This is a genomic window from Streptomyces spinoverrucosus, assembly GCF_015712165.1.
Classification (GTDB): domain Bacteria; phylum Actinomycetota; class Actinomycetes; order Streptomycetales; family Streptomycetaceae; genus Streptomyces; species Streptomyces spinoverrucosus_A.
This window is the reverse complement of sequence record NZ_JADPZX010000001.1, coordinates 6,527,127-6,547,449: the sequence shown is the minus strand read 5'-3', so window position 1 is coordinate 6,547,449 and position 20,323 is coordinate 6,527,127. Positions and strand designations below refer to the sequence as shown.

The following is a 20,323-nucleotide window of genomic DNA, read 5'->3' as shown; positions in this document are numbered from 1 at the left end:
TCACGACGCCGTCAGTTCAGCACGGCCACCTTGTCCCGGTACGTCCGCACCGGTGCCGCGTCCTTGTACGGCTCCAGGCGGCGTTCGAAGTCCTTGACGTACTCCACCGCCCGCACCGACCGCATCTCCGCCGCCTGGCCGGCCGCTTCGGCGGCCAGTTGGCAGGCCTGGTCGAGTTCGCCGAGGCCGAGGCGGGCGGTGGCGAGGACGACACGGCAGAACAGACTGCTGCGGGCGAAACCGGGGCCCCGCAGCTGCAGCGAGCGCTCCGCGTGCTGCGCGGCGGCGCGGAACTGCTGCAGGTCCCGGTGGCAGTGCCCGAACTCGTCGGCGAGCTGTGCCTCGTCGAAGAAGCGCGCCCAGTACGGGACGTCGTCCCCGGGCCGGGCGCCCTCCAGCGCGCGCTCGGCGCGGACGAGGGACGCGGTGCACGCCCGTACCTCCCCCAGCACCCCGTGCCCCCGTGCCTCGGCGGCGTGCAGCAGCGCCTGCACGACGGGCGGCGCGGAGCCGCCCACCCCCTGCTGGGCCACCCGCGCCAGCTGCACGGCCTCGCGCCCGTGGCTCAGATAGACGGCCTGCCGGCTCATCGTGACCAGGACATACGCCCCGTACGCCCGGTCCCCGGCCGCCTGCGACAGCCGCAGCGCCTGTACGAAGTACCGCTGGGCGAGACCGTGCGCGGCGATGTCGTACGACGTCCAGCCGGCGAGCCGGGTGAGGTCGGCGGCGGCGCCGAACAGCCGGCGGCCGGTCTGCTCGCCGTAGGTGCCGCGCAGCATCGGTTCGAGCTCGTGTTCCAGGTAGCGCACCAGGGCCTGCCGGGCGTGGCCGCCGCCGTAGGCGTTGTCGAGGGTGCGGAACAGCTCGGCGACCGAGCGGAGCGCGGCGATGTCGCCGGAGGTGACCCGGTGGCCGGGCCCGCGCTCGGCCCGGCCGCGCTGCTGGGGCACCGCCGGGCGGCCCTGCGCGGGCACCCGGGCCGGGGACTCGCCCCGGGCGACCTTCTCGTCGGCGCGGCCGATCAGCCAGTCCCGGCTGGGGACGACCAGCCCGGCCGGGGTGAAGGCGATCTTGCGCAGCTCGGCATGGCTGCCGGAGTCCTTGCGCCACAGGCCGCTGACGATGTCGACGGCCTCCTCGGGCCCCGCCGCGAACTCCAGCCCCGCGTACACCGGGGCGCAGGCGTCCAGGCCCAGGTCCTGGGCGGTGAGCCGGCGGCCGAGGCGGCGGGTGAACACCTCGGCGATGAGCGCCGGGGTCGTTCCCCTGGGCTGCTGTCCGCGCAGCCAGCGGGTGACGGAGGTCTTGTCGTATCTGAGGTCGAGTCCGTGTTCGAGGCCGAGCTGGTCCACGCGACGGGCGAGACCTGCGTTGGAGAACCCCGCTTCTGCGATGAGCGCGGCGAGCTGGCGGTTGGGAGTGCGCTGCGCGGGTCGTTCCGTCATCTGCGGTGCGGTCTCCTGCCTTCGGGCGTTCGGCGGCTGTCGCCACCGCGCTGCCCGGATTGCCTGTGAGCAGCCCATATGGCCTCGTGAACGGCGCGAATGTAGCGGAGAGTGAGCAGCTGATAGCACACTTCGACGTTCATTCATCCGATCGTGTGAGGATTGCCCCCAGGGCTGACGCGCCCGGAGGAGTCGTACAGTGGCGTAGGCGCGTTTCATGCCTTACGACCTCTAGGGAGGCGCTTGCCGTGAGTGAGTTGCGGTTCGTCCGTATGGGATTCGGCGCGGACGCCGTCGAGTACCAGGAGGCGTGGGACGAGCAACGCCGGGTGCACGCGGCGCGGTTCGCCGACGAGGTCTCCGACACCGTGCTGCTGCTGGAGCACCCGCCGGTCTACACCGCGGGCCGGCGCACGGCGGACAACGAGCGCCCCCTCGACGGCACACCGGTCGTCGACGTGGACCGCGGCGGCAAGATCACCTGGCACGGCCCGGGCCAGCTGGTGGGCTACCCGATCCAGAAGCTCCCGCGCCCGGTGGACGTGGTGGCGCACGTACGACGGCTGGAAGAGGCGCTGATCCGCACCTGCGCGGAGTTCGGCCTGCAGACCACCCGGGTCGAGGGCCGCAGCGGGGTGTGGGTCCTCGGCGACCCGGTCGAGCAGCGCCCGTCCGTCGGCGGCCTCTCCCTCGACTTCGACCCCCGGCTGCACGACGAGGAGTTCGACCCCCGCCTGAACGGCCCGGAGTACGCCCCCTCCAATGCCGGCCAGCGCCGCGAGGACCGCAAGATCGCCGCCATCGGCATCCGTGTCGCCAAGGGCGTCACGATGCACGGCTTCGCGCTGAACGTGAACCCCGACAACAAGTGGTTCGACAAGATCATCCCTTGCGGCATCCGCGACGCGGGCGTCGCCTCCCTCGCGAACGAGCTGGGCCGCGACATCACGATCGAGGAGGTGCTCCCGATCGTCGAGCGCCACCTGAGGGACGTACTGGAGAACGCGGAACTGAAGCCGAGGGTGATCGAGAAGGCCCCGGCCGCATAACCTGGCCGGCACCGACGCAGGCCAGAATTCCAACGGGCGTACCCTGAAAAGTCGCCGTACCACCAATCGCTAGGGAGCCGGTCGTGTCCGCAGTCGCACCCGACGGACGCAAGATGCTGCGCCTGGAGGTCCGCAACAGCCAGACCCCCATCGAGCGCAAGCCCGAGTGGATCAAGACCCGGGCGAAAATGGGCCCCGAGTACACCAAGATGCAGAACCTCGTGAAGAGCGAGGGCCTGCACACGGTCTGCCAGGAAGCCGGCTGCCCGAACATCTACGAGTGCTGGGAGGACCGCGAGGCGACCTTCCTCATCGGCGGCGACCAGTGCACCCGGCGCTGCGACTTCTGCCAGATCGACACCGGCAAGCCCGAGGCGCTCGACCGCGACGAGCCCCGCCGGGTCGGCGAGTCCGTGGTCACCATGGACCTGAACTACGCCACCATCACCGGCGTCGCCCGCGACGACCTGGAGGACGGCGGCGCCTGGCTGTACGCCGAGACCGTGCGCCAGATCCACCAGCAGACCGCCGGCCGTGAGGGTGGTCACACCAAGGTCGAGCTGCTGGCTCCCGACTTCAACGCGGTCCCCGAGCAGCTGGCGGAGGTCTTCTCGGCCCGCCCCGAGGTCTTCGCGCACAACGTCGAGACGGTGCCCCGGATCTTCAAGCGGATCCGCCCCGGCTTCCGCTACGACCGCTCCCTGAAGGTCATCACCGCGGCCCGCGACTACGGCCTGGTGACCAAGTCCAACCTGATCCTCGGCATGGGCGAGACCCGTGAGGAGGTCAGCGACGCGCTCAGGCAGCTGCACGACGCCGGGTGCGAGCTGGTCACCATCACGCAGTACCTGCGCCCGTCGGTGCGCCACCACCCGGTGGAGCGCTGGGTGAAGCCGCAGGAGTTCGTGGAGCTGAAGGAGGAGGCCGAGCAGATCGGCTTCTCCGGTGTGATGTCCGGCCCGCTGGTGCGCTCCTCGTACCGCGCCGGGCGCCTGTACCAGATGGCCGTCGAGAAGCGGGGTACGTACGTCGCGGCGCAGGCCGTCTGACGCGGCGTCACCCGCCGTCCCCGTACGGCGTGCGGCGAGCGTGTGAATTCCCGCACAAGCGGCTACCCGCAGGTAGTGACCGATACGACGCGGTCCTGACCGTCCTCGCAGATGAGGGCGTACGTCAGGGCCGCGTCCGCGTTCGGGGCCGCCGTATCAAGGCTTCATTGGTGTTTGACCGGTCGGTCACGCCCTGGTAACACCAATCAGTGACGCTGGCCTCACGCCACGTACACCGGTATCCACAGCCGATCTCGAGGGGGGACCTCCACCATGCAGGCCGCGCCCGTCCGCGCCACCGCCATTCCGTCCTTCACCACCGCCCTGCGCGCCGTGGAGTCCCTGCTGATGAGCGGCGGCCAGCGCACCGCCCGCCGCAACGCCTGGACCTCCGTGCTGGAGGACCGCCGCCGGGCCAAGGACCGGATCGAGGCGCAGCGGATCGTGGAGCAGACCTTCGCCCGTCGCTCCTGAGATGCGCACCGCCGTCGAAGGCGGTTCGCGAGCCACGTAGACTTCGTGGCATGGCGAGGAAGGAAACCGCAGCGGACGCTGCGAACCCCGGGCGACTGAAGCAGATCGCTCTGACCTACAAGATGACCCGCAGGGCCGACAAGAAGATCGGTCTTGTACTCGCGGCAGTCGGAATCGTCACCTTCGGTGTCTTCCTCGCGATCGGTTTCTTGATCGGTCACCCCATCTATCTCGGCATCCTGGGCCTGTTGCTCGCCTTCCTCGCGACGGCGATCGTCTTCGGGCGCCGCGCCGAGCGGGCCGCCTTCGGGCAGATGGAGGGCCAGCCGGGCGCCGCCGCGGCCGTGCTCGACAACATCGGCCGGGGCTGGACGACGACCCCCGCGGTGGCGATGAACCGCAGCCAGGACGTGGTGCACCGGGCGGTCGGCAAGGCCGGCATCGTGCTGGTCGCCGAGGGCAACCCGAACCGGGTGAAGTCCCTGCTGGCCGCCGAGAAGAAGAAGATGAACCGGGTCGTCGCGGACGTGCCGGTGCACGACCTGATCGTCGGCACCGGCGAGGACGCGGTCGAGCTGAAGAAGCTGCGCACGACCATGCTGAAGCTGCCGCGCGTACTGACCGGACCCCAGGTGACCGCCACCAACGACCGGTTGCGGGCGATGGGCGACCTGATGAGCAACATGCCGCTGCCCAAGGGGCCGATGCCCAAGGGCATGCGGCTGCCGAAGGGCGGACCGAGGGCCCGCTGACCCTCGGTCGGCGTCGCGGACCACAGGTACGGGCTGAGCCCGGGCGTACAGGCGCCCGGCTCGGCCCGTACTGCCTTCCGGGGTGACACGCCGTCGAACGGAGCATCCAGCCGGTAATCGACTGATGCGCTCCTAGCCTTCGGAATGTGACAAAACGCCATATCACATACGTCGCATGCGCGACGGCGCTCCTGGGCGCCCTTGTCGGTTCCGCTCCCGCGTCGGCCGCCCACCAGGTCCACGTGGTGACGCCGGGCGAGTCGATCCAGAAGGCCGTGAACGCCGCCCAGCCCGGCGACACGGTCCTCGTCATGCCCGGCGTCTACCACGAGAGCATCACGGTGAGGACGCCGGGACTGACCCTGCGCGGACTGCGCCACCACGGCGACGACACGGTGATCCAGCCGGTCCAGAAGAAGAAGGTCGCGCCGCGCGCCACGAAGGCCACCCCGAACTGCCTCGACTCGGGGAACGGCATCTGCGTGATCGGGGAGAAGAACAAGGCCCTCCAGGACGTCACCATCGCCGACCTGAAGGTGACCGACTTCTCCAAGAACGGCCTGTTCGCGCTGGGGACCGACCGCCTGACCGTGCGGCGGGTGACCGCCGACGACAACGGGCAGTGGGGCATCGCGCAGGAGCACTCCACCCGCGGCGTCTTCCGGGACAACATCGCCCGGGGCAACGGTGACGCGGGCCTGTTCCTCGCCAACAACGTGAAGGCCGAGGTGGGCGCCACCGACACCAAGGGCACGGTGATCGAGCGGAACCACCTCGAGGACAACCGGATCGGCATCACCGTCCGCCGGCTGCGGAACCTCGCCGTCACGGCCAACCACCTCACCGGCAACTGCACCGGCCTGTTCGTCGTCGGCGACGAGAACAAGCCGAGGGCGGGCGCTCTGACCGTCAGCGACAACCGCGTCGAGAACAACAACAAGTACTGCGCGAAGACCGCCCGGCTGCCCTTCCTGCAGGGCTCCGGCATCGTCCTGACCGGCGCCGAGAACACCCTGGTCGCGCGGAACGTGGTCACCGGCCACTCGGGCAAGTCCCCGCTGTCCGGCGGCATCGTCCTGTTCAAGAGCATGGTGGGCGTCACGAGCGAGCGGAACCGGATCACCGACAACCGCCTGGAGAACAACTCGCCGGCGGACCTCGTCAACCAGGAAGCCACCAAGAGCGCCAACGCGTTCGACGCCAACACCTGCGGGGCCTCCAAGCCCGCGGGTCTGTGCTGACCGGACAGCCGTAACCCACTCACGCAAGGAAGGAAGGCGGCACATGACCGCTCCATCCCCCGAGCTCTCGGCTCCTCCGCCACCACCGCCGTCGATGCGGCTGAGAGAGCTCGTGTTCGGGGCGGCGTGTGCCGCCGCCGTCCGCGCGGCAGCCCGGCTGGGCGTCGCCGACGCGCTCGCGGACACCCCCATGACCGTGGAGGAGCTCGCGGCCGCGGTGAAGACCGAGCCGAAGCCGCTGCGCCGGCTGCTGCGCGCCCTGTCCTGCTACGGCGTCTTCGCCGAGCGGCCCGACGGCACCTTCGGCCACACCGAGATGTCCAAACTGCTGCGCGAGGACGACCCGAACAGCCTGCGGTACATCTCCCTGTGGTGCACCGAGCCGTGGACCTGGGACGCCTGGCCGAAGCTCGACGAGGCGGTGCGCACCGGCCGGAACGTCGTCGAGGACCTCTACGGCAAGGAGTTCTTCGTCTACCTGAACGAGGACGCCCCCGAGTCTGCCGACGTCTTCAACCGCGCGATGACCACCTCCAGCGAGCAGTCGGCGCGCGATGTCGCCGCACTTTTGGACCTGTCCGGCGCTTCGTCCGTCGCGGACCTCGGCGGCGGCCAGGGGCACGTGGTGGCCAGCCTGCTGGACAAGTACCCGTCGATGAAGGGGTACCTGCTCGATCTGCCGCGGGTGGTGGACAACGCCGTACCGCGGCTGCGCCAGGGTGGCGATCTCGCCGACCGGGCGCGCATCGTGCCCGGCGACATCCGGGAGTCCGTCCCGGTCACGGCCGACGTCTACATCATCAAGAACATCCTGGAGTGGGACGACGAGTCCACGGCCAGGCTGCTGCGCAACGTCGTCGAGGCGGGCGGTCCCGGCACACGGGTCGTGGTCATCGAGAACCTCGTCGACGACACCCCGTCCATGCGCTTCAGCACCGCCATGGACCTGCTGCTGCTCCTGAACGTCGGCGGAGCCAAGCACACCACCGACAGCATGGTCGGACGGCTTCAGGCCGCCGGCCTGACCGTCGGCGACATCCGGCCCGTCAACCCCTACCTGCACGCGTTCGACTGCACGGTCGCCGTGTGAGCGAACTCCCCCCGGAGAACACCGGTGCCGGGCCCGCGTCGGACGCGGGCCCGGCACCGGTGGCCGGGACGGGGTTCAGGCGCGGGCGTCGCGCTCCCAGAGGTAGAAGCGCTGTGCCATCGCGTCCTTCGGGGACCGCCAGGTCTCCGGGTCGTACGCGCTGACGTATGCCGAGAGGCGCTCGCTGACGTCCCTGAACTCGGGATGCGAGGTGACCTTGGCGATGGCCGGTCCCGGCTCGCGCTCGGACTCGATGAGGTGCATGTACACATCGCCGAACTGGAAGAGGCTGCGCCGGACGACGCCGACGAGGTGCGGCAGCTCTCCCCGGTCGGAGTCCTCGAACACCTTGGCGATGTCGGGGGCGGAGCCCGGGGCCATGCGGGCGACGATCAGGGCCTGGTGCACGGTCTTCTCCTGTCGTCGGGCTCAGTCGGCCAGGGCGGGGGCGGGCCGGTGACCACCGGCGGCCGCCTTCTCGATCTTGTCCCGGATGAGGGCCATCTGGATCTTCGAGTTCTTGTTGATGTTGTCGGTCATCCAGTCGTCGTCGACGGGCGCGTCCGGCTTCATCGCGAAGTCCTGCGTCCAGACCATCCGGGTGCCGGCGGGGACCTCCTCGTAGCGCCAGTGGATGTTCATGTGGGCGAAGGGCCCGGTCTCCACCCGGCGCGCCTTGACGGTGAGGGTGTCGCGGTCCGGCTCGCGCTCGGAGACCCAGCTCCAGACGGTGCCGTTCTCGTCCGGGTGCATGGTCAGCCGGAACGTCGTCTTCTTCCCCTCCTGGGAGAGGACCTCGACGGACGCGTACTCGCTGAACAGCTGCGGCCACCGCTCCAGGTCGTTGGTCATGTCCCAGACCAGGTCCAGCGGGGCGGCGATGGTGATCTCGTTCTCGGTGTGTCCGGCCATCTCAGGCTCCAGTCATCAGGGTGCTGTTGACGAGGTTGAGGAACTGCTGGGGCGTCTTGCAGCGCTCCGCGTCGACCGGCATCGGGGTGCCGTGCACGTTCTCCAGCTCGCCGACGATGCCGAGCAGGCCCAGCGAGTCGACGCCGAGGACGTCGAAGCCGGTGTCCGGCTTCTCCTGGAGCTGCTGCGGGCTGACGGTGACCCCGGCGGCCTTCTTCATGAGCGCGGCGAGTTCTTCCACGGTGATCTGGGACATGTCTTCCTCCTTTGCTGTGCTCACTGCGCGGCGCCGTGTCGCAGCACCAGCGCCGAGTTCGACCCCATGAGTCCGCGGCTGAGGACCAGCGCCGTGCGCAGCTCGGCGGCCCGGGCACGGCCCGTCACGAGGTCGAGGTCGTGGCAGACGTCGAAGACGTTCGGCGTCGGCGGGATCAGGCCGTGCTCCATGGCGAGCACGGCCGCGGCGGTGTCCAGCACGGGGGCCGCGCAGTACCCCCGCCCGGTTCCGGTCTTCGGCGCCGTGACCGGCACCCGGGTGCCGTGTCCGCCGAGGGCGTCGGCGAGCGCCAGTGCCTCGGCCCGGTCCGCCTCCGGCACCCCGAGGGCGTCGGCGAAGACGACGTCGATCTCCTCGGGCGCGCAGTCGGCCTCCCGAAGGGCCTGCCGGATCGCGTGGGCGAGGCCGTCGCGGGACTCCGCCCAGCGGGAGGCGCCGGTGAAGGTGGCCCCGTGGCCCGCCACGACGGCCCGGATCCCGGCGCCGCGTTCGCGGGCGGTACCCGCCGCCTCCACCACGAGCATCGCGCCGCCCTCGGCCGGCACGAACCCGCACGCCGCGTCCGTGAACGGGCGGTAGGCCCGGGACGGATCGGTCTCGCGGCTCAGCTCGTCGTAGCCCAGTTGGCAGACCACCGAGTACGGCGCGAGGGGCGCCTCGGTGGAGCCGGCAACGATCGCGCCGGTGCCGCGCCGCACCGCCCGCGCCGCGTGCGCCAGGGCGTCCAGACCGCCGGCCTCGTCGGAGGCGACGACCGAGCAGGGGCCCTTGAACTTGCGGCGGATGGAGATCTGGCCGGTGCTCGCTGCGTAGAACCAGGCGATGGACTGGTACGGGCCGACGAACCGGCTGCCCTTGCCCCACAGCTGTTGCAGCTCACGCTGGCCGAACTCGCCGCCGCCGGACCCGGCCGCGGTCACCACACCGATGGAGTACGGCTCGTCGGAGGTGTCGGCCTGCCCGAGCCGTGCGTCGTCCAGGGCGAAGTCCGCCGCGGCCATGGCGAAGTGGGTGAACCGGTCGGTCTGGACGAGGAACCGCTCCTCGATCGTCGCCGCCGGGTCGAAGCCGCGGACCTCGCCGGCCACCTTCAGCGGAAGGTGCTCACAGCCCTCGCGGGTGACCCGGTCGAGGACGCTGAGTCCTTCCTTGGTGGCCTTCCAGAACGCGTCGGTGCTGGTTCCGTTGGGCGCGACCACCCCGATTCCGGTGACGGCCGCGCGCCGATCGTGCGGTTCGCTCATCGTGTCCTCACTCCCTGCTTCGGGTCAGGACCACCGCCGACTGGAAACCCCCGAATCCGCTGCCCACGGACAGGACGCTGGTCAGCTTCCGTTCGCGGGCGACACGCGGGACGTAGTCCAGGTCGCACTCGGGGTCGGGGGTCTCGTAGTTCGCGGTCGGCGGTACGACCTGCTTGGCGAGGGCCAGCACACAGGCGACCACCTCGATCGCCCCGATCGCCCCGAGCGAGTGGCCCACCATCGACTTGATGGAGCTCATGGGGGTGTCGTAGGCGTGCCGACCGAGGGCCCGCTTCACGGCCGCCGTCTCGTGGCGGTCGTTCTGCCGGGTGCCGGATCCGTGCGCGTTGACGTAGTCGATCGCCGTCGGATCCAGTCGGGCGTGGTCGAGTGCCAGATCTATCGCCCGGGCCATCTCCAGACCTTCGCTGGTCAGGCCGGTCATGTGGTAGGCGTTGCCGAAGGTGGCGTAGCCGCCCAGCTCGCAGTACACGTGGGCGCCGCGGGCTCGCGCGTGCTCCAGCTCCTCCAGGACGAGCACGGCGCCGCCCTCGCCCATCACGAATCCGTCACGGTTGTTGTCGAAGGGCCGGGAGGCGTGGGCGGGGTCGTCGTTGTTCGGGGACGTGGCCTTGATCGCGTCGAAGCAGGCCATGGTGATGGGGGAGATCGGGGAGTCCGAGGCACCCGCTATGCAGATGTCGGCCCGGCCCTCCTCGACGGTGTGGAAGGCGTACCCGACCGCGTCCAGGCCGGAGGTGCAGCCGGTGGAGACGGTCTGGACCGGACCCTGGGCGCCGAAACGTTCCGCCACCGCGGAGGCGACCGTACTGGGCGAGAACGCCCGGTGCAGGTGCGGCTCCGCCTGCTGGTGTTCGACGTCCCAGCGCTGTCCTCGGTGACTGACCAGGACGTAGTCGTGCTCCAGCCGGGTGGTGCCGCCGACCGCGGTGCCCACGGACACCCCGACCCGCCACGGATCCTCCCGGGCCAGTTCCAGACCCGAGTCCCGGACCGCTTCCTCGCCGGCGACCAGGGCGAACTGTATGTACCGGTCCGCGCGCGCTATCTGCTCCTCGTCGAGGCCGTGCGCCGCCGGGTCGAAGTCGCACTCGGCGGCTATCCGGGAGCGCAGTCCCGTGGGGTCGAAGAAGGTGATGCCCCGCGTCGCGGTCCGGCCGTTGGCCAGCAGATCCCAGAAAGCCGGTACGCCGATGCCGCCCGGGGCGACGATGCCTATGCCAGTGACCGCCACGCGCCGGGTCATGATCGAACCTGACCTCGGTCGTGGGCGGCACACGCGGATGCGGGCTCCGTGGCCACCGCGGCGGCCCCGATGACCTCCGTCTCCTCCGTGTCGACGTGTCCCAGGCTCGGGCGCGGGGCCAGCGGCCCCAGGTGGAAGACGATGCGCGCCTCCACGTTGCCCACGTTCCGGAAGCGGTGGCGCATGTGGGCGGGGATCATCAGCCCCTGCTCCGGGCGGAGCGGGTGCGCCTCGCCGTCCAGGTCCACCTCCAGCTGCCCGCAGACGACGTACACGAACTCCTCGGAGTACGGGTGGTAGTGCTCAGCGATGCGGTCGCCGGGCTGGACGATGGCCACGCCCATGAAACCGCTGGTGGAGCCCACCGTGGTCGGGGTGAGCATGGCGCGCAGATCGCCGCCGCGCCGGGTGTTGGGCTCGACCTCGCTGAGGTCCACGATCTTGGGAATGGGTTTGATCACGACGTTCCTCCGTGGGTGTGCTGCGCCTGACGGAATCAGGCGTCCGGCGAGCGGCGGTCGGTGACGAGTTCCATGCGGGCGGCGTCGCCGTCCAGCAGGGCGTTCGGCGGGGACAGTGCCCCGGACTTCGACAGGGCGACGTCGGCGTCCACGCCGGGGCGCACGTCGATCAGCCGTACGACGACGTCGTCCCGCTGGAAGATCGTGCTGCGCAGCACCGGGTTCGCCGGGTCCTGCGCCGCCTTCTCGTCCTGCCGGGAGAGCGCCTCGGCCAGCTGCATGCCCTCGCCGGGCCGGGCCGGGTAGGACAGGGCGTACCGCGCGCCCTCGGGCATCTCGTCCACGCTGATGTGGTGCACGGCGGGCAGCGCCGCCCGGGTGAAGAACACGCGCGCGGAATCGTCGTCGCTGAGATCCCGGTCCTGCTCCAGGTACGGGTTGATGGCCTCCTCGATCGCCCGTACCTCGGGCTGCCGGGCGACGTGCCGCAGCGCCACGAGCAGGTCGCCGCGGACCTCGATGGCCCGTACGACCCGGTTGGCGTGCATGAAGAGAGAGGTGCGGACCAGACGGGTGGTCTCGTCGACCCGCGTCTCGGGTGGATCGTAGTTCGCGAGGATCTTCGCGACCTCCGGCTCGCTGCCCGGCTTGACCGTGAAGGTGAGGGCGTGGCGGATCACGCCGTCGCCGATCCGGGGGGACATCTGCAGTTGGCGGTGTGCCGTGTCGGCCATCGGCGCCGCGCCGCCCGTCTCGCGGACGATGTGGAAGCGGAGCGAGCGGGTGTCCCGTACACAGCTGTGCAGCGGGCGCACCATCTGCACGTGCTCCTCGCTGTTCACCCAGGCGAGGAACGGCGGGGCGCTCTCCCACTCACTCGTGATGAGCCATTGGGAGGGATTCTCGATGGACTGGCACAGCTGGTCGCTGACGTGACCCGGCACCGAGGCCACCTGGCTGCACAGTTGCTCGTATGCCTCCAGGAACTGCTGCTGGGCACCGTCGTGTACGTCGACCAGCAGGATGACCCGGAGGCGGGAGCCGTCGAACACGGACTGGGAGACCCGTGCCGACACCTGTCGCGTCAGCTGCTGCTGCTGCGAAACCTTTTCCGACGTGGTGGTCATGCTGCGCAATCTCCTTCTCTGGAGGCCAGGGCGAACGCCGGCCGCCGATGACGCGACGTCAGCGCTTCTTGATCCTCTGCCGGTCCCCCTCAGTGCGCGACTCGCGTGAACCACGCGGGTGATAGAGCACGCGGAACCCCCTTCCAGAGGGCATGGAAACTGCAACACCCCCAACACCCCCAACACCCCCCACCACTGCCTCAGGAGTCCTTGATGCAGCAAAAAGCCGATCACCAGGTTCCCGTCCTCGTCGTGGGCGGTTCGCTGGTGGGCCTGTCCATGTCCCTCTTCCTGGGCCGTCTCGGCGTGCGCCACATGCTCGTCGAGCGGCATGCCGGGACCTCGATCCACCCGCGCGGCCGCGGCAACAACGTGCGGACGATGGAGCTCTACCGGGTGGCCGGCATCGAGCCGGACATCAAGACGGCGGCCGCCCTCCTCGCGGACAACCACGGCATCCTGCAGACCCCGACGCTGGTCGGTGACGCCGGGGAGTGGCTGTTCAAGGAGATGGACCCGGGCGGCGGCCTCGCCCGGTTCAGCCCCTCGGGGTGGTGCCTGTGCAGCCAGAACGACCTGGAGCCGGTGCTCAGGAAGGGGGCCGACGCGCTCGGCGGCGACCTGAGGTACTTCCACGAGCTGGAGTCCTTCGAGCAGGACCCCGAAGGAGTGACGGCGTTCGTCCGGGACCGTGACAGCGACGAGCTCTACACGGTCCGCGCGGACTACCTGGTCGCGGCCGACGGTCCGCGCAGCCCCGTCCGCAACCGGCTCGGCATCGGGCAGAGCGGCCCCGGCGACCTGTTCGCCAACGTGAGCGTCACCTTCCGGTCCAAGCTGCTCGCCGACGTCGTCGGCGATCGGCGGTTCATCTGCTGCTACCTCACCAACCCCGAGGCGGACGGTGCCCTGCTGCCCGTCGACAACAAGGAGAACTGGGTCTTCCACGCCCCCTGGCACCCCGAACAGGGCGAGCAACTGGAGGAGTTCACCGAGGAACGGCTCCAGCGGCACATCCGGCTCGCGGTCGGCGCCCCCGACCTCGACGTCGAAATCACCGGAAAGGCGTCCTGGCGCGCCGCCGAACGGGTCGCCGAACGGTATGCCGTCGACCGGGTCTTCCTCGCCGGCGACTCCGCCCACGAGATGTCCCCGACCGGCGCCTTCGGCTCCAACACCGGGATCCAGGACGCCCACAACCTGGCCTGGAAGCTGGCCGCCGTCCTCGGCGGCTGGGCCGGGCCGGGGCTGCTGGAGACCTACGGCGCCGAGCGCCGGCCCGTCGCCCTGGCCACCAGCGCCCGTGCCTCGGCCCGCTCGGTGGAGCACAGCCATCCCGGTTTCGCCCCGCCCCCCGGCATCGGCGGCGGCAAGGGCGGCGGCATCCTCAACATCGTCCTCGCCTACCGCTACCCGCAGGGCGCCGTCGTGGGCGCCGACCCGGCCCAGCCGGTCGTACCCGAAGGGATGCGCCTGACCGCGGAGCCGGGCAGCCGGGCCCCGCACATGTGGCTGCGGCACGCGGGCGAACGGGTCTCCACGCTCGATCTGTACGAGCGTTCACTGGTGCTGCTCTGCGACGCCGCCTCGAGTGAGGGCGCCGCCTGGCACGCCGCCGCCCGGCGCATCGCCGACACGGACGGCGTACAGCTGGACGCGTACCGGATCGGTGCGGAGGCGGATGCCGAGCTGGCGTACGACGCGGAGGGCGACGACTGGGCGGAGACGCACGGGACGTCGGCCGACGGGGCGGTGCTGGTGCGGCCGGACGGGTTCGTGGCCTGGCGCTCACCCGGAGCGGCAGCGGATCCGGAGGCCGAGCTGCGGCAGGTCGTGGCGGCGATCCTGCACCACCGCTGACTTCGGCGCAACCACCCCGAAGGCCACCCGCCCCGACCGGCACGGGTGGCCTTCGGCATGTCAGCGGGCCGGTGGGGGTGGCTGTCGGTTCGTCTAGGGGGGCGGTACGGGTGGCCTTCGGCAAGTCAGCGGGCCGGTGGGGGTGGCTGTCGGTTCGTCTAGGGGGGCGGTACGGGTGGCCTTCGGCAAGTCAGCGGGCCGGTGGGGGTGGCTGTCGGTTCGTCTAGGGGGGCGGTACGGGCGGCCTTCGGCAAGTCAGCGGGCCGGTGGGGGTGGCTGTCGGTTCGTCTAGGGGGGCGGTACGGGCGGCCTTCGGCAAGTCAGCGGGCCGGTGGGGGAAGCTGTCGGTTCGTCTAGGGGGGCGGTACGGGCGGCCTTCGGCAAGTCAGCGGGCCGGTGGGGGAAGCTGTCGGTTCGTCAGCCGACCGGTGCGAACGGACCTCGGCACGTCAGCGGGCCGCTGCGAGTGGCCCTCGGCTTCGTCCAGCGGGGCGGGCGGGTGGGCCATGTCAGCGGGCCGGTACGGGCGGCTGTCGGCTCGTCAGCGGGACTCTGCGAGTGGCCCTCGGCTCGTTAGCCGAGGGGTACCAAAGGCCCTCGGCACGTCAGCCGACCGGCACCCGCGGCACTCGGCACGTCAACGGGAGGCTGCGAGTGGCCGTCGGCTCGGCGGCCGACCAGTACGAACGGACCTCTGCACGCCAGCCGACCGGTGCAAGGCGCCCTCGGCACGTCAGCCGACCGGTACGAACGGCACTCGGCACGTCAGCGGGCCGCTGCGAGTGGCCCTCGGCACGTCAGCCGACCAGCACGAACGGACCTCTGCACGCCAGCCGACCGGTGCAAGGCGCCCTCGGCACGTCAGCCGACCAGTACGAACGGCACTCGGCACGTCAATGGGCCGCAGCCGACCGGTACGAACGGCACTCGGCACGTCAGCGGGCCGCTGCGAGTGGCCCTCGGCACGTCAGCCGACCGGTGCGAACGGAGCCGGCGCGTCGGACGGGCGGGATTCCGGGATTCAGATTCGTACCTCGACCGTCTTCGCCACCCGGTCGTGGAGTCCGCGGCCGTCGCGGTCCCAGATCAGGGCGGGGACGGCGAGGCAGAGCAGGGCCGTGCGGAGCAGGGCGCGGCCCGGGTGGACGGTGCCGGTGTCGAGGGCGACCACGCGCAGGCCGAAGAGGCGCTTACCCGGGGTGACGCCGATGGTGCCGACGGTCAGGGCGCTCATGACGAAGAAGATCAGCAGCGCCCAGTTGCCGGTCGTCTGGCCGCCGTAGCCGTCCGTGATCAGGCTGTATGCGATCATGAAGCACAGGCCCCAGTCCACGGCCAGGGCGACGAGCCGCCGACCGGGGCGGGCGATCGATCCCGGCCCCTCCTCGGGCAGACCCAGCTGCTCCCCCCGGTAGCCGAAGTCCGCACCGGCGTCCTCCATGGCCGCACGGGGGCCGGAGAGCCATGATCCGATTGCTTGCCTCTTGTCCACCCGCCAAAGGTACTGCGCCCGGATTTGACCGGGGTACGCCGGGGTCGGTCCGCGTTACGGTGGAACAGAGCCGGTTAACTTCTGCGAAACAAATGGGTCACGCCCGAGAAATCACGCGTCCCTAGTGTCGAGGTCAGCGTGTGCCACCGCACTGGCCGCACGAACGAACTACCACCCCGGCGGGACGGTCGGGAGTAGGAGGAGCTGGATGTTCCAGAACGCCGACGAGGCCAAGAAGTTCATCGCGGACGAGGACGTCAAGTTCGTCGACGTCCGCTTCTGCGACCTGCCGGGCGTCATGCAGCACTTCACGGTGCCCGTCGAGGCGTTCGACCCGGACGACGAGCTCGCCTTCGACGGATCCTCGATCCGCGGCTTCCAGGCCATTCACGAGTCCGACATGGCCCTGCGCGCCGACCTGTCGACCGCCCGCGTGGACCCGTTCCGCCGCGACAAGACGCTCAACATCAACTTCTTCATCCACGACCCGATCACGGGCGAGCAGTACTCCCGTGACCCGCGCAACGTGGCGAAGAAGGCCGAGGCGTACCTGGCGTCGACCGGGATCGCCGACACCGCGTACTTCGGTCCCGAGGCCGAGTTCTACGTCTTCGACAGCGTCCGCTTCAAGACGTCCGAGAACGAGTCCTTCTACCACATCGACTCCGAGGCGGGCGCCTGGAACACCGGCGCGCTGGAGGACAACCGCGGGTACAAGGTCCGCTACAAGGGCGGCTACTTCCCGACCCCGCCGGTCGACCACTTCGCCGACCTGCGCGCCGAGATCTCCCTGGAGCTGGACAAGGCCGGCCTGAAGGTCGAGCGCCAGCACCACGAGGTGGGCACCGCCGGCCAGGCGGAGATCAACTACAAGTTCAACACGCTGCTCGCCGCCGCCGACGACCTCCAGCTCTTCAAGTACATCGTGAAGAACGTCGCCTGGCGCAACGGCAAGACCGCGACCTTCATGCCGAAGCCGATCTTCGGTGACAACGGCTCGGGCATGCACGTCCACCAGTCGCTGTGGAGCAACGGCGACCCGCTGTTCTACGACGAGCAGGGCTACGCCGGCCTGTCGGACACCGCCCGCTACTACATCGGCGGCATCCTCCGGCACGCCCCGTCGCTGCTCGCCTTCACCAACCCGACGGTGAACTCGTACCACCGCCTGGTCCCGGGCTTCGAGGCGCCGGTCAACCTGGTGTACTCGCAGCGCAACCGTTCCGCCGCGATGCGTATCCCGATCACGGGCTCGAACCCGAAGGCCAAGCGCGTCGAGTTCCGCGCCCCGGACTCCTCCGGCAACCCGTACCTGGCCTTCTCCGCCCTGCTCCTCGCGGGCCTGGACGGCATCAAGAACAAGATCGAGCCGGCCGAGCCGATCGACAAGGACCTCTACGAACTCGCCCCCGAGGAGCACGCGAACGTCGCGCAGGTCCCGACCTCCCTCGGCGCCGTGCTGGACCGCCTGGAGGCGGACCACGAGTTCCTCCTCCAGGGCGACGTCTTCACGTCCGACCTGATCGAGACCTGGATCGACTACAAGCGTTCGAACGAGATCGCCCCGCTGCAGCTGCGTCCGCACCCGCACGAGTTCGAGCTCTACTTCGACGTGTGATCGACGCCTGAGACGTCACGCGCGAGACGTCATGGCTGAGGGCCGCCACCTGGAATGCTGCAGGTGGCGGCCCTCAGGCGTTCACTTTCCGTCCGCCGGGGTCGCTGCCACCGTCACCGAACCACGATCACGACGGGTCCGCTGCTGAAGCGGTTGTACGGATCGAAGAAGCCGTAGTTGTCGAAGAAACCGTAGTGACCGTACCGGTCCCGGTGGTCCCACCAGTCATCGTCGCCCCAGTTCGCGGGCGTGCTGGTCGGGGTGGCCGCCGAAGCCGTACCGGCTGTGCCGATCGCGGCCCCACCGGCCAGCAGAACGCCTATGGCGGACATCGCGAAGAGACGCCTGGCGCGTGGTGCTTTCATGGAGATACCTTCCTTCCATCCCATCGTGCGGAGCACGATCCGGAGGGATGGCCGCAGCCGCAGCGGGGAAAGTACGGCGCGCTCGTCGGTGTATCCGCCTGAGTACGAGGCGTACGTTCAACCGCGTTCCGTGCGGCATGTGGCTGTCGGTTGTGAACAGGGATCTCGCCGACGGGGGGCGCGTCCCGGAGAACAGCTCACTTTCAAGGCTAAGCCCGCCACCGATCACTCGGCATCCCGAGCCACGGGGGATCATGGGCCCGGAGACAGTTGTTCGAGAGAGGGGTACGGGGATGACCGAGCAGGACGACCCGGAGCGGGAGTACGACCTCAGGTGGGCGGACAGCGCCGAGCACAAGGAGCCCTCGGCGCGGGCCCGCATGCTGGCCGCCCGCTGGAAGCACAGCCCGCCGGAGCCGGTGCCTTTCCGGGCGGATCCGGAAGGGCGGGCGCCACGCCGGTCGTCGTGGATATCGACGGCCGTGGTCCTGGGGTGCGTGGTCACGGTGATCGTGGTGCTCGGCTACATCAACTTCCGGGCGCCCTACTGATTCCCACTGAGTGTTGATCCTTTGCCGGTCCTGGGGCTGATCACGACCGCTTCATGGGGTGGGGCGGGTGCACACTGGGCAGTGGGACGAGTGCCTGAGCGCAGGATGGTGTTCCATGCACAGCCGCTTCCGCAGTGACCGGCGGTTGACCGTGCGGATGACGGTCACGCTGTTTCTGCTCGGATTGTTGTACGTGGCGTTCGTCGCCGCGTTGATCGCGTTGCTGAAGTCCTGGGTGCTGGTCGTGGTGATCGCGGCGGCGCTGCTGGGCGCTCAGTACTGGTTCTCCGACCGGATCGCGCTGTACGCGATGCGTGGACGGGTCGTGGAGCGGGACGAGTATCCGGAGCTGCACGGCGTGGTCGACCGGCTGTGCGCGGTGGCGGACATGCCCAAACCGGTGGTCGCCGTGTCCGACATGGAGATGCCGAACGCGTTCGCGACCGGACGGAACCCCGACAACGCGGTGGTCTGCGTGACCACCGGGCTGCTGCGGCGGCTGGAGCCGGCGGAGCTGGAAGGGGTGCTCGCGCACGAGCTGTCGCACGTGGCGCACAAGGACGTCGCGGTGATCACGGTCGCGTCGTTCCTCGGCGTGATCGCGGGGCTGATCGTCCGGTTCGCCTTCTACTCGCAGGTCTTCGGCGGCGGGCGACGCGACCAGAACACCGCCGTGATCTTCATGGGGGTCATGGGCGTCTCCGCCGCCGTGTACGCGATCAGTTTCCTGCTGATCAGGGCGCTGTCCCGGTACCGGGAGCTGGCCGCCGACCGGGCGGCGGCGCTGCTGACCGGGCGGCCCTCCGCCCTGGCGTCCGCGCTCACCAAGGTGACCGGGGACATCGCGCGGATCCCGACGAAGGACCTGCGGACCGCGCAGGCCTTCAACGCCTTCTACTTCACGCCGGCGCTCGGCCGTGGGTCGGATGTCGCACGGCTGTTCTCCACCCACCCGAGCCTTGAGCAGCGGCTCGAACAACTGGGTCGGATCTCCGCCGAGTTGGGCGATGCCGCGGCTCCCGGAAAGGCGTGAGTATGGGATTGCTGGACATCCTGCTCGGTCGTACGAAGCCGGTCGCGCCCGATCTCGACCAGCTGTTCGCGCTGCCCTCGGCGGCGGTGACGCTGGAGGCGGCGGCGTCCTTCACCCCGACCGGGCACGGCGCGGTGTGCTTCGCGACGGTCGAGGGCGCCGCGTTCGACCAGACGCACCGGGAGGTGCGGGCGCTGCTGGACGCGGACACCGATCGGACCGGGCCGCCGGTGGAGCTGGAGCGGGACGCGTACGGGTACTCGTGGCTGGTGTCCCGCCGCGCCCCCGACGAGCTGTCGCTGCTCGTCAACGATCTGCACGCGGTGAACAGCTCCATGGAGATCAACGGATTCGGGCCGCAGCTGCTGTGCTCGCTGGCCGGTTTCCGGGACGATTCGGGACGATCACTCGCGCTGGTCTATCTCTACAAGCGCGGCACCTTCTACCCGTTCGCGCCGCTGCCCGGTGCGGGGCAGCGGCGCGACAACGCGCTGGAACTCCAGGTGAAGGCCGCGCTGGCCGGTGATCTGCGGATCGAACAGGATCTGGGGCGCTGGTTCCCGGTGTGGGGCGCCCCGGGGCTGTGACCCCGTCCTGCTTGTCACGTCCTGCTTGTCACGTCCTGCTTGTCACGTCCTGCTTGTCACGTGCTACTTGCTGCGCTCGCGCTCCTGGCGGCGGGCCTGAAGCGGCCGCTCACGGCGGTAGCGGCGCTCCCACCTGGCCTGCTGGTCGCGGCGCTCGCGGTACGCCTTGTAGGTCGTGGGCGCGGGACCGGGCGACGAAGGGTTGGAGGTCGAGGACGTCGAGGCCGCGTCGCGCCCGTATCGCATGTAGAGGAAGAGCAGGGCGACGGCGGCGAGCCAGTAGAGGTGGTTTCCGAATCCCAGGACGACCAGGACGACCGTCCCGGAGATGACGATGGTGCCCATGACGGGACTCCCCTGGGAGGTTTGCTTGCGGTGCAACGAGAGTAGCGCCGGGGGCGTGGGGTGCCGCATCTCCTTTTCCGT

Annotated in this window: 22 protein-coding genes; 11 read left to right on the top strand and 11 right to left on the bottom strand. The window is 70.1% G+C overall.

Annotated features, from left to right (window positions below):
- Positions 1-11: 11 nt before the first annotated feature.
- Positions 12-1,448: a regulator gene (locus I2W78_RS29750; protein ID WP_196463324.1), complete on the bottom strand. Its 1,437-nt coding sequence runs from the start codon at positions 1,446-1,448 to the stop codon at positions 12-14.
- Between the two features lie 248 nt (positions 1,449-1,696).
- Here I2W78_RS29750 and lipB point away from each other — a divergent pair, with 248 nt between their 5' ends.
- From lipB to I2W78_RS29720, 6 genes are all read left to right on the top strand, one after another.
- Positions 1,697-2,497, top strand: coding sequence for a lipoyl(octanoyl) transferase LipB (gene lipB, locus I2W78_RS29745; RefSeq protein ID WP_196463323.1), 801 nt, complete (start codon positions 1,697-1,699; stop codon positions 2,495-2,497).
- Positions 2,498-2,580: 83 nt separating this feature from the next.
- Positions 2,581-3,546: a lipoyl synthase gene (gene lipA, locus I2W78_RS29740; protein WP_196463322.1), complete on the top strand. Its 966-nt coding sequence runs from the start codon at positions 2,581-2,583 to the stop codon at positions 3,544-3,546.
- A gap of 273 nt (positions 3,547-3,819) precedes the next feature.
- Positions 3,820-4,020: an SCO2195 family GlnR-regulated protein gene (locus I2W78_RS29735; RefSeq protein ID WP_196463321.1), complete on the top strand. Its 201-nt coding sequence runs from the start codon at positions 3,820-3,822 to the stop codon at positions 4,018-4,020.
- Between the two features lie 50 nt (positions 4,021-4,070).
- Entirely contained in the window at positions 4,071-4,772 is a 702-nt protein-coding gene (locus I2W78_RS29730) for a DUF4191 domain-containing protein (RefSeq protein WP_196463320.1), read from the top strand.
- A gap of 146 nt (positions 4,773-4,918) precedes the next feature.
- Positions 4,919-6,013 carry a right-handed parallel beta-helix repeat-containing protein gene (locus I2W78_RS29725; protein WP_196463319.1) on the top strand — a complete coding sequence of 365 codons (1,095 nt, stop codon included), beginning with the start codon at positions 4,919-4,921 and terminating at the stop codon, positions 6,011-6,013.
- Positions 6,014-6,107: 94 nt separating this feature from the next.
- Positions 6,108-7,103, top strand: coding sequence for a methyltransferase (locus I2W78_RS29720; protein ID WP_196464777.1), 996 nt, complete (start codon positions 6,108-6,110; stop codon positions 7,101-7,103).
- A gap of 75 nt (positions 7,104-7,178) precedes the next feature.
- On the opposite strand, the gene I2W78_RS29715 is transcribed toward I2W78_RS29720, so the two are convergent.
- Genes I2W78_RS29715 through I2W78_RS29685 form a run of 7 tightly spaced genes read right to left on the bottom strand, consistent with a single transcriptional unit; the run spans position 7,179 to position 12,391 of the window.
- Complete coding sequence (locus I2W78_RS29715; protein WP_196463318.1) at positions 7,179-7,511, bottom strand: TcmI family type II polyketide cyclase; 333 nt, start codon at positions 7,509-7,511, stop codon at positions 7,179-7,181.
- Between the two features lie 21 nt (positions 7,512-7,532).
- Positions 7,533-8,015, bottom strand: coding sequence for an SRPBCC family protein (locus tag I2W78_RS29710; protein WP_196463317.1), 483 nt, complete (start codon positions 8,013-8,015; stop codon positions 7,533-7,535).
- Between the two features lies 1 nt (position 8,016).
- Positions 8,017-8,271 carry an acyl carrier protein gene (locus tag I2W78_RS29705; RefSeq protein WP_196463316.1) on the bottom strand — a complete coding sequence of 85 codons (255 nt, stop codon included), beginning with the start codon at positions 8,269-8,271 and terminating at the stop codon, positions 8,017-8,019.
- Positions 8,272-8,291: 20 nt separating this feature from the next.
- A complete protein-coding gene (locus I2W78_RS29700) occupies positions 8,292-9,536 on the bottom strand; it encodes a beta-ketoacyl synthase N-terminal-like domain-containing protein (RefSeq protein ID WP_196463315.1) in 1,245 nt (414 codons plus the stop codon).
- A 7-nt stretch (positions 9,537-9,543) separates the two neighbouring features.
- Positions 9,544-10,803: a beta-ketoacyl-[acyl-carrier-protein] synthase family protein gene (locus tag I2W78_RS29695; protein WP_196463314.1), complete on the bottom strand. Its 1,260-nt coding sequence runs from the start codon at positions 10,801-10,803 to the stop codon at positions 9,544-9,546.
- On the bottom strand, positions 10,800-11,264 hold the full coding sequence (locus I2W78_RS29690) for a cupin domain-containing protein (protein ID WP_307783851.1): 465 nt from the start codon (positions 11,262-11,264) through the stop codon (positions 10,800-10,802). Before I2W78_RS29690 ends, I2W78_RS29695 begins: the two co-directional genes overlap by 4 nt.
- A gap of 35 nt (positions 11,265-11,299) precedes the next feature.
- The gene (locus tag I2W78_RS29685; protein WP_196463313.1) at positions 11,300-12,391 is read right to left on the bottom strand and encodes a SchA/CurD-like domain-containing protein; all 1,092 of its coding nucleotides are present in this window, start codon (positions 12,389-12,391) and stop codon (positions 11,300-11,302) included.
- Between the two features lie 213 nt (positions 12,392-12,604).
- Here I2W78_RS29685 and I2W78_RS29680 point away from each other — a divergent pair, with 213 nt between their 5' ends.
- On the top strand, positions 12,605-14,251 hold the full coding sequence (locus tag I2W78_RS29680; RefSeq protein WP_196463312.1) for an FAD-dependent oxidoreductase: 1,647 nt from the start codon (positions 12,605-12,607) through the stop codon (positions 14,249-14,251).
- Between the two features lie 1,021 nt (positions 14,252-15,272).
- Here the strand turns inward: I2W78_RS29680 and I2W78_RS29675 are convergent.
- Positions 15,273-15,743, bottom strand: coding sequence for an RDD family protein (locus I2W78_RS29675; protein WP_196463311.1), 471 nt, complete (start codon positions 15,741-15,743; stop codon positions 15,273-15,275).
- 208 nt (positions 15,744-15,951) lie between these two features.
- Between I2W78_RS29675 and glnA the strand changes: the two genes are divergently transcribed.
- Positions 15,952-17,361 carry a type I glutamate--ammonia ligase gene (gene glnA / locus I2W78_RS29670; protein ID WP_196463310.1) on the top strand — a complete coding sequence of 470 codons (1,410 nt, stop codon included), beginning with the start codon at positions 15,952-15,954 and terminating at the stop codon, positions 17,359-17,361.
- A gap of 113 nt (positions 17,362-17,474) precedes the next feature.
- Here glnA and I2W78_RS29665 read toward each other — a convergent pair whose 3' ends face one another.
- Positions 17,475-17,726, bottom strand: coding sequence for a hypothetical protein (locus tag I2W78_RS29665; RefSeq protein WP_196463309.1), 252 nt, complete (start codon positions 17,724-17,726; stop codon positions 17,475-17,477).
- Between the two features lie 293 nt (positions 17,727-18,019).
- Here I2W78_RS29665 and I2W78_RS29660 point away from each other — a divergent pair, with 293 nt between their 5' ends.
- The 3 genes from I2W78_RS29660 to pspAB all read left to right on the top strand — a co-directional run bounded on the left by I2W78_RS29660 (position 18,020) and on the right by pspAB (position 19,897).
- Positions 18,020-18,277, top strand: a complete 258-nt coding sequence (locus I2W78_RS29660; protein WP_196463308.1) for an SCO2583/SCO2584 N-terminal domain-containing protein — start codon at positions 18,020-18,022, stop codon at positions 18,275-18,277.
- Between the two features lie 115 nt (positions 18,278-18,392).
- Complete coding sequence (gene htpX, locus I2W78_RS29655) at positions 18,393-19,310, top strand: zinc metalloprotease HtpX (RefSeq protein ID WP_196463307.1); 918 nt, start codon at positions 18,393-18,395, stop codon at positions 19,308-19,310.
- Between the two features lie 2 nt (positions 19,311-19,312).
- The gene (gene pspAB / locus I2W78_RS29650) at positions 19,313-19,897 is read left to right on the top strand and encodes a PspA-associated protein PspAB (RefSeq protein WP_196463306.1); all 585 of its coding nucleotides are present in this window, start codon (positions 19,313-19,315) and stop codon (positions 19,895-19,897) included.
- A gap of 63 nt (positions 19,898-19,960) precedes the next feature.
- On the opposite strand, the gene I2W78_RS29645 is transcribed toward pspAB, so the two are convergent.
- Complete coding sequence (locus tag I2W78_RS29645; protein ID WP_196463305.1) at positions 19,961-20,242, bottom strand: hypothetical protein; 282 nt, start codon at positions 20,240-20,242, stop codon at positions 19,961-19,963.
- Positions 20,243-20,323: the final 81 nt, after the last annotated feature.